At 50.7% G+C, this 14,805-nt stretch carries 10 protein-coding genes; 4 read left to right on the forward strand and 6 right to left on the reverse strand.

The window, feature by feature from the left end; translation table 11 throughout:
* Nucleotides 1–15: 15 nt before the first annotated feature.
* The 3 genes from KI362_RS04940 to KI362_RS04950 all read right to left on the reverse strand — a co-directional run bounded on the left by KI362_RS04940 (nucleotide 16) and on the right by KI362_RS04950 (nucleotide 3,477).
* The gene (locus tag KI362_RS04940) at nucleotides 16–1,569 is read right to left on the reverse strand and encodes a DUF3502 domain-containing protein (protein WP_301625341.1); all 1,554 of its coding nucleotides are present in this window, start codon (nucleotides 1,567–1,569) and stop codon (nucleotides 16–18) included.
* Nucleotides 1,570–1,644: 75 nt separating this feature from the next.
* The gene (locus KI362_RS04945; RefSeq protein WP_044480397.1) at nucleotides 1,645–2,529 is read right to left on the reverse strand and encodes a carbohydrate ABC transporter permease; all 885 of its coding nucleotides are present in this window, start codon (nucleotides 2,527–2,529) and stop codon (nucleotides 1,645–1,647) included.
* Between the two features lie 9 nt (nucleotides 2,530–2,538).
* Nucleotides 2,539–3,477, reverse strand: a complete 939-nt coding sequence (locus tag KI362_RS04950) for an ABC transporter permease (RefSeq protein WP_044480398.1) — start codon at nucleotides 3,475–3,477, stop codon at nucleotides 2,539–2,541.
* A gap of 254 nt (nucleotides 3,478–3,731) precedes the next feature.
* Here KI362_RS04950 and KI362_RS04955 point away from each other — a divergent pair, with 254 nt between their 5' ends.
* A complete protein-coding gene (locus KI362_RS04955; protein ID WP_301625345.1) occupies nucleotides 3,732–6,059 on the forward strand; it encodes a helix-turn-helix transcriptional regulator in 2,328 nt (775 codons plus the stop codon).
* 5 nt (nucleotides 6,060–6,064) lie between these two features.
* On the opposite strand, the gene KI362_RS04960 is transcribed toward KI362_RS04955, so the two are convergent.
* A complete protein-coding gene (locus KI362_RS04960) occupies nucleotides 6,065–7,081 on the reverse strand; it encodes a phosphotransferase (protein WP_301625347.1) in 1,017 nt (338 codons plus the stop codon).
* A 106-nt stretch (nucleotides 7,082–7,187) separates the two neighbouring features.
* A complete protein-coding gene (locus tag KI362_RS04965; protein ID WP_301625349.1) occupies nucleotides 7,188–8,048 on the reverse strand; it encodes a helix-turn-helix transcriptional regulator in 861 nt (286 codons plus the stop codon).
* Nucleotides 8,049–8,137: 89 nt separating this feature from the next.
* Here KI362_RS04965 and KI362_RS04970 point away from each other — a divergent pair, with 89 nt between their 5' ends.
* From KI362_RS04970 to KI362_RS04980, 3 genes are read left to right on the forward strand one after another with little or no spacing between them, the layout of a single operon-like run.
* Entirely contained in the window at nucleotides 8,138–9,226 is a 1,089-nt protein-coding gene (locus tag KI362_RS04970; RefSeq protein WP_301625351.1) for a Gfo/Idh/MocA family protein, read from the forward strand.
* Complete coding sequence (locus tag KI362_RS04975) at nucleotides 9,210–10,085, forward strand: sugar phosphate isomerase/epimerase family protein (protein ID WP_301625353.1); 876 nt, start codon at nucleotides 9,210–9,212, stop codon at nucleotides 10,083–10,085. The genes KI362_RS04970 and KI362_RS04975 overlap by 17 nt, the downstream gene beginning before the upstream one ends.
* Before the next feature lie 53 nt (nucleotides 10,086–10,138).
* Nucleotides 10,139–10,999 (forward strand): sugar phosphate isomerase/epimerase family protein, encoded by an 861-nt coding sequence (locus tag KI362_RS04980; RefSeq protein ID WP_301625356.1) that lies wholly within the window; start codon nucleotides 10,139–10,141, stop codon nucleotides 10,997–10,999.
* A gap of 937 nt (nucleotides 11,000–11,936) precedes the next feature.
* Here KI362_RS04980 and KI362_RS04985 read toward each other — a convergent pair.
* On the reverse strand, nucleotides 11,937–14,681 hold the full coding sequence (locus tag KI362_RS04985) for an alpha-mannosidase (RefSeq protein ID WP_301625358.1): 2,745 nt from the start codon (nucleotides 14,679–14,681) through the stop codon (nucleotides 11,937–11,939).
* Between the last annotated feature and the right edge of the window lie 124 nt (nucleotides 14,682–14,805).

Raw genomic sequence — 14,805 nt, forward strand, 5'->3', positions numbered from 1 at the left:
AATCCTTTTCTTATGCTACTTGCCGGCAGTTATCGCATCGATTTGAGCCTGAATTTCATCGATCACCTTCTGGCCGCCGACGCTCATGATCTTGCTATCCAGTTGCTCCTTGCCTTTGTCAGCTGGCAGCAACCCTTGTGCAAGCGGTAAAAATAAGGAATCATGGAACGGCGTGATCTTGGCATACTCGGTCTTGACCTTCTCTGCATCAAATGTAAAGCCGGCGGTCGGACTCAAGGTGAAATTAGCCGGGTCGGTAGAGAAGTCGAACCACTTCTTGTCATCCTCTGTCATCGTATCCGGCGTACGATTCAGCGTCGGGCGCCAGGTCAGCGTATACCCCGGGAAGGAGTAATTCGAGAGCACTTTATAACTGCTGTCGCCGATGGCCTCCCAATCTTTACCCGGAATGCCGTATTCCATCAAGTCATGGTTCTCCTTAATCGACAGCCAGTTGGACACGTCCATCGCCAATTCGGCGTGCTTGGACGATGCAGGAATACAAAGGAAGTTCCACTGCTGGAATGCTGTATATGGCTTGGCCTGATCTCCGTTTGGAATGAAAACCTCAAGCTTGTCGCTGCCATCCTTGAGCATTTCACTATATTTCAATCCTTCAACCCCGTCGGCGGCGTAGTAAGTGGCAGCATATTTTCCTTGTTTGAATAACGTCTCTGCATTTTGTTCTTGAGCGATATTTTTAGATAGAATGCCGTCTTTGTAGTACTTCGTCACCCGTTCAAAAGCATCCGCAATCATCGGGCTCTCCCACTGGCCAACGACCTTCTTGTCCTTGACCGAATAAGCAAACATGTTGACCCCGATCTCCAGCACTTCGTCCAGCGCCATATTTGCCGATTCACTCAGGATGAACGGCAGCTTATCGGCCTTGATCCCGTTAATAACGAACGGTCTGATATCCGTCTCCTGCTCCTTGACGGTGTACAGGAACTTCTCCAAATCCTCCAGCGTCTTGATCTCGGGCAACCCGTACTTCTCGCGCAAATCCTTGCGGATCAGCAAGCCGTATACCGGTCCTTGAGTCGTGCCGAGCGGAATGCCCATAATCTTGCCGTTAAATTTGTTATATTCCCACATTTCCTCCGGGATCGACGACTTCAGCTCCTGGCGCTCCGCTACCATCGCATCAAGCTCCAGAATGGAATTGCTCGCGATCATCTGGTTCATGGACAGCCACGGCGCATCCAGATACATATCGAATTCTTCGCCCGCAGACATTTTAACTGCTACTGAGTTGCCGTAATCGGACCACGGCAGGAAATTGATGTTTAGCTGCGCCCCGATGTTATCATTTTTCAGCTTCTCATTCACCGCTTGCAATACTTCATCGAATCCTACCGGCTTATCGCCGGGAAAATAAGCCTTCAATGTGACCGTTTCTTTAGGCTTTGATGCCGCGGTTTCGGCAGCATTTCCCCCATTGTCGCCATTGCTCTGTCCGGCGTCTCCTGTCTTGCCGTTGCCGCTATTGCCGCCGCAGCCTGCCAGCAGTAATGACAATGCCAGAACCAAAGATAGAGCCATCCCCATAAACTTGTTTGATTTCATTCTTATAACCTCCCTTTCATGTATGAATGCATCTATGCTTAACCGGAGGGTTCCGGCTAATGCCTGAATCCTTGCCTATCCTTTTACGGCACCAACAGTAAGTCCTTTGACAAAATACTTCTGCAGCATCGGATAGAGCAAAATAATCGGTCCGATCGTCAATACGGTCGTTGCCATCCGCACCCCGTAGGTCGGCGGAGTAACCGAGATGGCTGCGCCAGAAGGAATGAGATTCTTGGCAGCCTCCATGTTGGAGACCATTCTGCGCAGGATCAACTGTAAGGGGTACAGCTTCTCGTTGTCTATAAACATCAACCCCATAAACCAGTCATTCCAGTAATTCAGCGCATAGAACAAACCGACCGAAGCCAGAATCGGCTTAGAGATTGGAATCATAATCTGAAAGAAGATCCTCATCTCATTAGCCCCGTCAATCCGCGCCGCCTCTTCCAGCTCCTCCGGAATGGTGCGGAAGAAGCTAACCAGCAAGAAGACGAGAAACGGCTGGCACAACATCGTCAGAATCAGCACCCAGATAGAGTTTTGCAGATCTAGCCATTGACTGACTACGATATAAAACGGAATGATCCCGCCCGAGAAAAGCATCGGCAAGTAACAGAACAGCAAAAATGGCGTTTGCAGCACATTCCGTTTATTAGCCAGAGAGTAGGCCAGCATCGCAGAGATGCATAGTGCGCCCAAGGTGCCTACGAGCGTAACAAACACGGTGACCATGTATCCGTTATACAATACGTCGGATTGAAGTACGGCTTCATAAGCGGCGAGCGATAGTTTTTCAGGAAATAAAGTATAGCCGTGTGCGATCAGTTCTCCTTCATCCGTAAACGAACCTATGACCATCAGCAGGAACGGAAACAGGCAGAATAAGGTGAACAGGATTAGGAATATATAAGCGGTGCCCGTAAAAGCGCGGTCCGAAGCACTCTGTTTCTGTCTCATGATTACCTCCTAGAATAAAGCTGATTCTTTGGATACTCGGCGGGTCACCCAATTGGCAGCCAGCACGAACAGCAGCCCCATTACTGACTGGAACAACCCAACGGCGGAAGACATTCCGAAATCGTGTAACTGCCGCATTGAGCGGAACACAAAGGTATCGATGACATCGGTTGTCGGATACAGAAGAGAATTGTCCCCGATAATCGCATAGATCATCGCAAAATCGCCATTGAAGATTTTGCCCACAGACAGCAAGGTCATAATCATGATGGTCGGAACGAGCAGAGGGAGCGTGATCCGCAGCATAATTTGCAGCTTGGACGCCCCGTCGATCCGGGCCGCCTCATACATATCTTCCGGGATACCGGTAATGGCGGCAAGGAAGATGATAGACAAATATCCTGCCCCCTGCCAGACTCGGATCACCGTCAAAATAGCCGGCCACAGCTTCGCTTCAAACATCCAGTTAACCGGCTCCATTCCCAGCCCCTGCAGCCACGCGTTAATCATGGGTTCTTCCCCGCCGAACAGCGATTGGACGATCATGCCGACTACGATCCAAGACATGAAATAAGGAAGAAAAATGAGCGATTGGGAGATCCGCTTGAAATACTTGTTTCGAATCTCATTGAACATGAGCGCAATCAATACCGCCGTAATGGTCGTAAATACAATAAACAGCAGATTTAGACCGAGCGTGTTGCGCAGGACGATCCAGAAATCGTCAGACGTAAAGAAATAGTCGAAATTTTTAAAGCCAACCCATTCGCTTCCTGTAATTCCTTTGGAAAAGTTGTAATCCTTGAACGCAATCGTAATCCCATAAATCGGGAGGTAACTGAAGATCAAGAAAAACAGTAAACCCGGTACGGCCATTACATATAGAAAAGGATTATTTGCGATTTGTCTCAGCTTCGATCCTCTCCTGGCCTTTCGTTCAGCTTGCATGGTTGTTCAACCTCCTTGTGTCAAGTTGCCTCTAGAAGGGAGGCGTGCGTAAAGCACAGGCTCCCGATGACGCAACCATATCAAGCCCGGGGAAAGCCGGCAATTCCAGCATGCTTCACCCTTTCCTATAAACGCGGATTTCTGCCTTCCCAAAAACAACACGATCCCGGAAATGAACGATTTCTCTGATGAAATCATCCTGTATGCTACAATAATGTGGCTATAGATCTATCAAGTGCAGGGGGTTCCTGTAGATGAAATTCCGATTTCCACTTTTAAAATCATTCAGAAAGCACCCGACTTACATGCGGATTATTTTTTACTTTGTCAGCGCCAACGTGCTGGTTCTGGCTATTTCGTTCCTGGTGCTTTATTCGCAATCCTCCCGTACGCTCGTTGAAGAGATCGGAGAGCATTCAGAATCTCTCCTCGTGAACGGAGCCCGAAATACCGCCCGGTTGATGGAGTGGTCCCTGGACTTCGCGTTTTCTTCCAGCAACGACAGCGAACTTAAAGTATACGCTCTCTCTGACCACTTTAGCGATTATGAGACCTATGAGGTATGGAACCGCCTGCTTGGCATCAAAATGTCCAATCCTTCCATTGATTCCGTCTATCTGATCAATGACTATACAGATACAGTGATCGATTCCAGGCTTGGCCTGAACGAGGCTTCGGGCTTTTATGACCAGGACATTCTGAATCGGCTCCGGGATCCGGCGCAGTCCGACCAAACCGTGCTGATCCCAAGAAAGCTGCCTGAACCGCTCAGCGAGGGCGCCTTTAAGGATGTCATTACAATTGTCAGACTTTATGAAAAAGGCAGCTCCATTTCCGCATTTGTGCTCAATGTCGATACCCGGGAGCTGATGACACTGCTCCAGAACAATTCTCAATACCAAGACCGGATCATCATGGTGCTTAACGACCATAACGAACGAGTGTACAGCAGTATTCCGTTGGATGGAGATCAAATTCAGGAATACAGAGATCGGGCCGATGGCATGAGCGGATGGGAAATATACAAGCCGCGCGATCAGGAGAATCAATTGATCGTGTATTCTAATGCTTCCATTAAAGGGATTCAGAACTGGAGCTTTATCGAGAGCATCCCGAGGGATCTGATTCTGAAGAAGATCGATGTGCTTCGCAACCTCAGCATACTTTTATTTTCGGGGCTGTTCCTGGCCTCGCTTGCTGTCACTGTCTTGATCTCCAAGCGGGTCTACTCTCCGATTCAGGACCTGGTCAGCAATGTCATGAGACAACACCAAGCCGAGACCTTCGGTCATGGACGGTCTGCCGATGAACTGGACTATCTATCCAGCGTCTTTACTGCGCAGCAAGAGCAGATTATCGAATTGACCGACCATTGGAGACATAGCAAGATATTGGGGAGAGAACGATTTTTGCGTGAACTTCTCGGCACGGGGGCACTATCGAGAGAGGAAATAAAGGGGCAATTCGAGGAATGGGCTATTGAGCTGCCGGAGGAGAATGTATCGATCGTCATTTTTCGGATCGACTATTTCCCGGAGTTTATAGACACCTATCCGGAAAAGGATCGCCGATTGCTTCGGTTTGCCATGGGCAATATCGTCCATGAGTCATTGAGAATGGCCGAGCATCACCTTCAAACGGTCGACATGGGACATGATCATATCGCCGTTATCATCTCCGTAAACAGTCAGGCCGAGGATTTTATTGCAAATCTGAAGGTCGCTCAGCAGCTTGTACAGCAATATTTATCGATCGGTACTACTGTTGCTTGGGGAGAAATTCAGCGGTGCCTAAGCGACATCCATGAAGCCTATCTGGAAACCTACGAATTGACACAGGAGCGATTCCGGTTCGGCCACGGAGCCGTAATTGCCAAGACAGGTCTGGAGGGGAATTCAGGAGAGGTTTATCACTTGCCGATTGATAAAGAACGTCAATTGGCCCAAGCGATTCACAAAACGAATGCACCTGCCGCCCTGGAGATTATTCATCAAGCCGTGGATGCGCTGCGGCTGCTGCCTTATTTTGAATGCAAAATGTCACTGATTACGCTGTTCATGGATATGCGCCGGCTGATTCAGGATCAGTCCGCCAAGCCGCTGCCGAGCTCCTTCGGGTTAACGTCGGTGGAGAACCAGATTATCCAGCTTGAAACACTGGACAATCTGGTGCCATGGATAGACCATATGCTGACGAAAGCATTGGACGATCTAGCTGCTGCCCGCAGTCAATCCAAAAATGCCGGCTTTGTTGAGGACGTGGAGAGAATTATCGCAAGTCAGCTTAGCAATCCGAATCTGTCTTCCAAAATGCTGGCCGACGAGCTTGGCTTGTCCGTCAATTATTTGCGGAGTCTGTACAAATCGGAAACCAATCGATCCATCACGGATACGATTTCACAAAAGCGACTGGAGTGCATTTGCCGGGAACTGCTGGCATCCGACTCTCCGATTGAGCCGATTATTTCAGCCTACGGGTTCTCCTCCTTAAACACCTTTTACACGGTATTCAAAAAAGTCTACGGGGTCACACCGGCTCAATATCGAAAAATATATAAAAAAGATGGCAACAAGCTCACTTGAATTTGTTATTCCCGCTTCATGTGATCTAGCAGATGCTCTCTCAACAAATCGCGCAGCCATAGGGTATCCATCCGCAGCTCTCTCAGTCCTGCCGCCTGCGTTACAATCTGAGCCCGCAACACTTCGGGAGCATCTGTCCCATTCAAATATCGACTCATGAAATGAAGGAATACATCTACCTTGCGCAGCCGAAGCAGCAGCGGAATAACGGCAACCTCTTGGGAGGGCAAGCGAAGACGGCTGCCGAAGCCCGCGCAGAATTGTTCCGCCTGCTCTTTTCTGCCGCTGCCAATAAGATCGGCAAGGACGACTGCCGGCTCCATGACCCGGATATCCATCGTACAAAATTCAAAATCTAACAGTGCGCACACTTGTTCAGGATGATGCTCATCGACCAGGAGGTTCGAAGGATTCAGATCCCCGTGAATTAGCTGCTTTGGCAGCTGCTCCAGCTCACTCAGACGGTCAAATACTTCCATGCAAGCCTCGCGCAGCAGTCGAAGCGGCTCTCCAAGATCTGCAAATGCAGCCTCAGGCTGCTCGCAGAAGGATTTGACCGTTTCAGGACTGCATAAAGGATACGCTTTGGTTATCTCGTAGTAGGGCGGATAGGCCGGCTCTAAAGAGGGAACGGTCCGCGCCAAGGTCTCGGATAACTCAGCTGCCGCCAGGCCAAATGAATATGCGCCCCGGAATGCTTCAGGCTTCGGAGATACGCCTTCAATATATTCAAAGAGGCAGGCAAATCTGCCGCTTCCGTCCTCCATGCGAATAATGGTCGTTCCCTCCGGCGTCTTTACGGGCGAAGGAATCTGAAAGCTAAGCGGTTCTGATGCCAGCTTCATCAAAATGTCGTGCTCGAAGGCAACCTTCTTCTCCTCCCGATGCGTCTCATAAATGCGCAGCACGCAGTTCAGTCCATTATTTTCAAGGTAACGGGTTGTATTGTTCCAGCCGCTCGCCCCTTCGCGTGCCTCTCCCTCCCATTCCGGCCAAAATTTCTTTACCGTCTTCTCCGCCATTCAGGCCCACTCCGTTTCTATCATATGTATGTTCAGTATAGTACAAGTTCAAAAGATTAGCTGTTCAAAACAACCTCTATAATATAATCTGTCCAGGAACGCCCGTTCAAGGCCCTACCCGATTCCGGTATTCCCTTGGCGCCACTCCTGTGATTCTCTTGAATATACGAGAAAAATAAAACATATCGTGATACCCTAAATGCTCGGCAATTTCCTTGACGGACAGCTCTGTGTTCAACAAGATATTCCGCGCCTCGGCCACCTTCAGGCGATGTATAAATTCATTGAAGGGATAACCGGTATATTCATGAATGATCCGGCGAAGCGTCGATACTGAAATATGATGCTTGGCTGCGGCAGCAGCTGCAGTTATCGAGGTATCCAGAGACTGGCCCAGATCCTCTATAATTCTCAGCGCAAATTGCTCCCGGTTGCCTGCTGCATGGCCTTCCTTTAGTGAAACAAGCTCATAGAGGAACATTTCCAGTTGCAGCACCGCCCGATCCAGATTATCGGGAGCCCCGCTATCAATCAGTCTGAACAAGCCTTCCATCCGCTGAATCAGCATCTCATCCACCACAACCGGCTGCACCTTTCCATCAGGAAACAACCAGTCCCTGAGCCATTCCTCCAGTCGACTTCCCTCAACGGTGAAATAGTACTCATCCCAATAGCCGCCTTCATCCGGACCATAGTTGAATTCACTGCCTGGATAAAGGCAGAACCAGGAGCCTGCTCTTACCGGCTGAACCTCTCCTTCATCGACCTGATAGTATCCCTGGCCTCCAGTAATGATGACAACCGCCCAGTATTTAAAGACAGCCTTCTCCCTTTGCAGCGTCCGTCCTGGCAGATGCCCTGCGTTTACCATGGAGAGGGTTCTGATTCTTCGCCTCGCTGAATCCACCGCCGGAGCAAATACCCGAATCGGACTTTTGCTGATCATATAGTCCATATACTTTACCATTCTGCACATTCTCTCCTTCAACAAGCTGTGCTAGATTAATCTTAGTTGAATAAATATAACATATTTATATGGAAAGGATGAATCCCGTCATGAAATATGTACACATTGGATTAATCGGCTGCGGCTCCATATCCGAATCTCATTTGAAGGCTTATGCAGCCAATCCCCTAGTTAAACTGGTTGCCGTATGCGACCTCAAGCCGGAACGCGCTCAGGCCATCGCCGAACGCTACCAGATTCCTCATACCTATACGGATTACAGAGAGCTTTTGGCAAACCCTGAAATCGAGGCTGTTAGTATCTGTACCTGGAATAATTCCCATGCTGAAATCAGTATCGCCGCCTTGCAGGCAGGCAAGAACGTGCTCTGCGAGAAGCCCCTGTGCAAGACGGTCGAAGAGGCGCTCGAGATCGAGCAAGCAGTGAGACAGAGCGGAAAGCTCCTTCAGGTCGGCTACGTGCGCCGGCATGCCTCCAACATCGAAGTGCTGAAGCGGTTTATTGATGCAGGCGATCTTGGTGAAATTTATTATGCCAAGGCCAGTCTTGTTCGGCGTCTGGGCAATCCAGGCGGTTGGTTTGCAGACCGGGAACGCTCCGGCGGCGGCCCGTTGATCGATATCGGCGTGCACGTCATTGATCTGTGCTGGTATTTAATGGGCAAGCCTAAGGCAGTGTCTGTAAGCGGCAACACTTACAGTAAACTCGGCAATCGCTCGAACATCGAGAACTATGACTTCTACCAGGCTGCCGATTACGATGCCTCCAAGAATACAGTAGAGGATATGGCCAATGCCTTGGTCCGCTTCGAGAATGGCGCCTCTCTCATGGTCGATGTCAGCTTCTCCCTCCATGCCAGAACCGATTCGGCCCAGGTCAGCATCTTCGGAGATCGCGGAGGAGCAGAAATTGAACCCAAGCTGTCGATTGCGACGGAACAGCACAATACCATCATCAATATTGACCCGCAGATTACCCGTCCCGGATTTGACTTCCAGGACAGCTTCAACCGGGAAATCCATCATTTCGTAGATAATTGTCTCGGCAAATCTCAAAACATTTGCCCTGTCGAAGATGGAGTTGAGATGATCAAGATACTGAATGCGATTTACCGTTCCGCAGCTGAAGGACGGGAAATCCGCTTGGATGGGGAGGATACAAATGCAACTGAACAATAAAATCGGTGTAATTGTAGACAGCTTCGGCCTTGGCGTAACTGAAGGCTTGAGAAAGGCACGCGAGGTTGGAGCAGACGGCGTTCAAATCTATGCCGTCTCCGGCGAGATGGATCCTGCGGTATTGACCGCAAGCAAACGGCGTGAGCTGCGAAGCTTTATCGAAGGCCTGGGCTTGGAGGTGTCCGCCCTATGCGGAGATTTGGCCGGACACGGCTTCCAGGATGCTGCGGCCAACCCGGCCAAGATCGAGAAATCGAAGCGGATTCTGGAGCTTGCCCTGGATCTGGGGACCAACATTGTTACGACGCACATCGGTATTGTTCCAGAGGACAAGAACGGACCGATCTACGCAGCCATGCAGCAGGCTTGTGAAGAGCTGGGCACTTATGCGAAGAGCCTGGACGCTTACTTCGCCATCGAGACCGGACCTGAGCCGGCCGCTCATCTGAAGAGCTTCCTGGATACGCTCAGTACGAACGGCGTCTCCGTTAACTTCGATCCGGCTAATATGGTTATGGTTACCGGAGATGATCCGGTACAGGGCGTGCATTTGTTAAAGGATTATATTGTGCACACCCATGTGAAGGATGGCCGCCGTCATCGCCCGATTGATCCGAAGGAGGTTTACGGCTATCTCGGTTATACGCCCATGGATCATGAGGCCATTGCCGACATGGCTGCTTCCGGCTCTGCCTTTGAGGAGCTCCCGCTGGGTGAAGGAAATGTAGACTTTAACGCGTACTTTCAGGCGCTGCAAGCTATTGGCTATCAAGGATACCTGACGATCGAGCGTGAGGTCGGCGCAGACCCTGCTGCCGATATTTCCAAGGCAGTCCAATTCATTCGGAAATTTCGTTAAGTGAGCCGATCCTGCACGGATCCATAGATGAACGAACAGGGAGATGAGCGAGAATGAAGCTGGGAATCAGCTCGTACAGCCTGTATCAGGCTATGCATCAAGGGCGCATGAATATCGAGGATGTGCTTGCTTGGGCAGCGGAAGTCGGAGCACAGCATGTTGAAATTGTGCCCGGACTAGGCTTTAGCTTCGAAGAAACACCGGAGCTGGTAGAGAAGCTAGTCCAAAAAGCAGCAAGCTTGTCGATAGACATATCCAATTATGCCATCGGAGCCAATTTTATTACTGACAGCGACGAAGCCTATGAAGCAGAGATTCAACGAGTGATCTCTGAGGTTGACCGTGCGGCCCGCTTGGGCGTCAAGCTGATGCGGCATGATGTTGCATCAAGAGAAGACACGTCCATCCTCCGGTTCAATGAAGACCTGGAGCGGATCGCGTCGGCCTGCCGGCGGATCGCCGATCATGCGGCAGGCTATGGAATCACGACGAGCGTCGAGAATCACGGCTATTATGTTCAAGCAAGCGACCGGGTTCAAGCGCTTATCCATGCGGTAGGGCGTCCTAATTTTCAAACGACGCTGGACGTCGGCAACTTTGTCTGTGTCGATGAAAATCCGGTCACTGCTGTGAAAGCCAATTTGCCGCTTGCCTCGATGGTGCATATCAAGGACTTCTATATTCGCCCTTCCCGCCATAATCCTGGCGAAGGCTGGTTCCGAAGCGCAGGAGGCAACTATCTGCGCGGAGCCATTGCCGGTCACGGCGATCTAGACTTGCGGGAAATCCTGCGGCTGATCAAGCGCTCGGGGTATAACGGATATCTGTCGATTGAATATGAAGGCATGGAGGATTGCCTGACCGGCACCCGGATCGCCTTCCAGAATGTGCAGCGCCTCTGGGACGAAGCCTAGCATCTATATAAGTTGAACTATTGATTTTTACGTTTCGGGGCAACGTGTGAAGTGTGCTTACGATCGCTGTTATTCGTAGGTTTCTCTGATTGAACTGAGATATTATAAGGCTGAAATCCACTCACAAAGGCGAACGCTTTCGCTCTATGCTTTCGAAGTGAGAGTGTCCCAAAAGTACACTTTGGAACGCCCACAAGTATTAATAAAAGCCAAGGAGCTAAGCGGTCTATCTTCGCTTAATTCCTTGGCTTTCGGCGCCCGCCGCTGATTTTTTGAGTAGATTGTGGTCAAGAGAAAGCACCCGACCTCAAGGCTTACTTTGGATAAGCCTCGAGGCAGGAACCTTCGATAATGAATTGATGCTCAGTGCCGACCTGGACAGTATAGCCTGGCTTTAGTTGGCCGTTTCGCATGTGGTCTCTTTCATTCGAAGAAAGGTAGCGTCATGATCCGTTTTGCGGTAGCTGTTTCTCTTCCCTAAAGTCGCTGTCGGATATTTTAAACTCGCTAACGGACATTCTAGATCCTTAGCAGACTTATTCTTATGATTCGAAGGGTTAACGGACATTTCGGGCGCTTAGGACGCTCAAACGACTCTGGTTCACTCGATTCTACTCTCTAAGCAGCCAAAATGTCCGTTACAATTCTGGCTCATCCAAAGGCGGATTGTAAGGAGACGTAATGTCCGTTAGACCAAGTCCTTCCTTCCCTTAGATCAAATTTACCGCATTGCCTATATTGGGAAACAGAGTTGATCCTTGTATATCGAATGTGCAAAGAAACCGTCTCCTTTGGGTTTATGGTTGGGTGGTACCTCCATTTTCCCAGAGAGCGGTTTCCTTTTGCTTAACGAAATGAAAGAGGGCAAAAAAGCAAGGGACCTATCCTTGGCAATCATGCAGGGATGGTCTCTTGCTTTTCTTTTTGTCGTATCACATTATTTAGCGGCTCCGTTAATGCCGAGGGTGACAATTTCACAACTGCCGACTGGCAGGGACAGACCGCCGATTGCATTGACTGCCAGCGGCTTGCCTGGTTCCTCCAGAATGGTTGTTTTGTAGATATGATCCGAAGGGATCTCCAGCTTCAGGCTGAGCTCTGTGCCTTGACGGCACATATTGTACCAGCGAAGCAGAAGGTCTCCGGTCTCTTCATTCATTTTCATTGAGGAGAAGGCAAGCTCCGCACTTTCCCAGTACAATGGCGAATAGTTCGGAGCGACCTTTCCTTCATGAACATCCGTCTGGCACACCGTCCAAGGAATCTGGAACTGATAAGCCTCCGTATAAGCACCCAGTGCTCCGCGCTCGCCGCCGCTGTAGGGGATAACTTCCATTTGGAAGGTATGCTCGCCAAGGCATTGCGCCTCCGGCGTCGGGAACAATCCCCAGTCTCCAAGCTCGCCAACAGCGCGCAGAAGAGTGACAGCAATCGTATTGCGTCCGTCACGCAGCACCTCGTATTCATTCAAGCCGAGGTTGGCGACAACCAGCCCTTCTTTTCCGTTGCCAACTTCAACGAAGGCTTGCTGGTGCTGCGTATTGCTCGGATTCTCCCATTCCGGCGCCGGCTTGTTATCGCGCTCAGCGATTTCAAACATCGAGTCCACACGGTGCTGCGAGACCTGGAGATCCGTAGGGAACAGCATGCGTACCCGATGATCCTTCGCTTGATTGTTCAGCTTGGTTTCAATTTGCAATCCCTTGCCGTCTGCCTCCAGCGACAATACCGTTACGATCTCCATCGGAACGAGCGTCTTGCTGCGCTGTGCCTTGCGATTCGGATAATAAACCAGCTCGCGCTGCTCTTGATCCAGCAATTCATCCGCAGAAGCCGGGATGAGCCATTGATGAGCTATTTTCACAGATGCACGGTATGGCTTATCATCCAGCACTGTAATGTCTGCAGGCAGGCCCTTGGTTGTCAGCGGGGACTCCCCTTCCGGCTGTCTGTACATATATTCATTACCAATATCCCCGGTGTTCTCGTAAACCCCGAGATCCCGGTAGACCCGGCCTGAGATCTTGTCTGTCAGTACAAACGATCCGTCTTCGGAAATTTCTATCTTCAGCGAAGTATTCTCCAGTGTCCGGTTACCGGTCAGCAATGTTGAAGCAGCTGATGCCGAACTTTTCGCACTGCGTACCCAGGCATATGCCCGCAAGCCCAATGCCGGAACATCCGCCGCGCGGAAGGTAATCCGAACCTTGCGGCACATATAAGGCTGACGGAACCGGTCATCCGGCAGATCATAACCGAACAGTAAACCGAGGTCTTCTACCGTGCAGTCAACGACATTGCCTTGCTCATCTACCAGTACCCGGCCGCTCAGATCCGTCTCCTTCATTCGGCGGGCGGTTTCTTCAATGGTAAAGCCCTCGCGCAGGTACAATCTTGCTGCATCCAGCTCCAATGTAATCACGCCGCTGCGTGTCCAACCGGTTGTGTTGAAGGCAAGTACCGGAAGCGGGTCCTCCCCATAAGCGGCAAATCCGGAGGTATCAACAGCATCCGCGATAACGGTCTTGCTGTCGTCGATAATTGTCTCCGCCACATCCTTGCTCTTGGCGAACCGCGTAACCATCTCGCGATGCACCTCATCCACGCTGCAGCCGCAAATGCTGTCATGAGGATGGTTCTGCATCAGGGTCTTCCACGCATAGGTGAACAGATGATGCGGGTACTTCTTGCCCAACAGATGCGCCATCGACGCTAGCGGCTCCGCTACTTTCTCCAGCACCGCCTGGCCTTCCTGGTTCATCTGCTTCAAGTAAACCCGCGCCGAGGCGGTATTCACCAGGGTTCCCCAGCCATCCGTTCTTTGGCTGCGCAGCTCTCCTTGTACCGTAGACAAGGTTTTGCCTTCGGATGCCTGTTCCAGCGCCTTTAAGTAATCCGGCAGATTGGAATGGATGAACTCGGTATCCGGATACAGCTTCTCCGCCATAGCAATCGCCTCAGGCAGATCCAGCTGGATCGGCTGATGATCGCACCCGTTCATATACAGCAGCTCGCCAGTCGACGCATATTTCTCCGCATCAGCCAGCTTCCGGTCCCAGTAAGCTCTCGCCGCCTCTTCTTCAACCGGCACTTCATTCCCGTTGGAATACCAGTTCGCGAATAGAATGCCCAATACCTTCGAGCCATCCGGCCCTTCCCAGATCAACTCGGAGAAGGAGGATTCATAGCCCCCGTCCGCTACGGTATTATTGAAGCCCGTAGGCTTTACGCCGCGTCCAAAGAAGGCGTTGCCGATGCCGGATTGCTGCATCAATTGCGGAGTCTGTCCAACCAGCCCGAACGTATCCGGGAAATAACCGATTTTCGCCGGCTCCCCATAGCGTTTGGCGTCCTGATGCCCGATTTGCATATTACGTACATTGGCTTCACCGCTCGTCAAGAAGGCATCCTGCAAGATATACCATGGACCGATTAGAATCCGTCCGTCCCGGATGTGCTTCTCCAGACGCTCCTTGTTCTCCGGACGAACCTGGAGATAGTCCTCCAGAATAATGGTCTGTCCGTCGAGGTAAAAGCTCTTGAACTCTCCGCCCTGATCCAGCTTGTCCAGCAGGGCATCCACCAATGCGATCAGCCGGACATGGTGCTTCTCATATGGCAAATACCATTCCCGGTCCCAGTGTGTATGGGAAATAATATGTGCTCTTCTCTTTTTGGTCATGTCTACGCCTCCCACCCTTTGATTAGTATGCAAATTGCTTTTTTGCGCTCACAAATACACGCGATCACGCAGGGAGAAGCCGCCCTCTTCCTCCGGATGAAGCAAGACAGCGGCTCCTCTAAAG

Source organism: Paenibacillus apis (assembly GCF_018333295.1).
Lineage (GTDB): Bacteria > Bacillota > Bacilli > Paenibacillales > Paenibacillaceae > Fontibacillus > Fontibacillus antibioticophila.

Coding starts and splice junctions, on each gene's coding strand:
- KI362_RS04950 (WP_044480398.1), bottom strand. CDS start 3,477: ATGCAAGCTGAACGAAAGGCCAGGAGAGGATCGAAGCTGAGACAAATC.
- KI362_RS04970 (WP_301625351.1), top strand. CDS start 8,138: ATGAAATATGTACACATTGGATTAATCGGCTGCGGCTCCATATCCGAA.
- KI362_RS04985 (WP_301625358.1), bottom strand. CDS start 14,681: ATGACCAAAAAGAGAAGAGCACATATTATTTCCCATACACACTGGGAC.
- KI362_RS04960 (WP_301625347.1), bottom strand. CDS start 7,081: ATGGCGGAGAAGACGGTAAAGAAATTTTGGCCGGAATGGGAGGGAGAG.
- KI362_RS04965 (WP_301625349.1), bottom strand. CDS start 8,048: ATGGTAAAGTATATGGACTATATGATCAGCAAAAGTCCGATTCGGGTA.
- KI362_RS04955 (WP_301625345.1), top strand. CDS start 3,732: ATGAAATTCCGATTTCCACTTTTAAAATCATTCAGAAAGCACCCGACT.
- KI362_RS04980 (WP_301625356.1), top strand. CDS start 10,139: ATGAAGCTGGGAATCAGCTCGTACAGCCTGTATCAGGCTATGCATCAA.
- KI362_RS04975 (WP_301625353.1), top strand. CDS start 9,210: ATGCAACTGAACAATAAAATCGGTGTAATTGTAGACAGCTTCGGCCTT.
- KI362_RS04940 (WP_301625341.1), bottom strand. CDS start 1,569: ATGAAATCAAACAAGTTTATGGGGATGGCTCTATCTTTGGTTCTGGCA.
- KI362_RS04945 (WP_044480397.1), bottom strand. CDS start 2,529: ATGAGACAGAAACAGAGTGCTTCGGACCGCGCTTTTACGGGCACCGCT.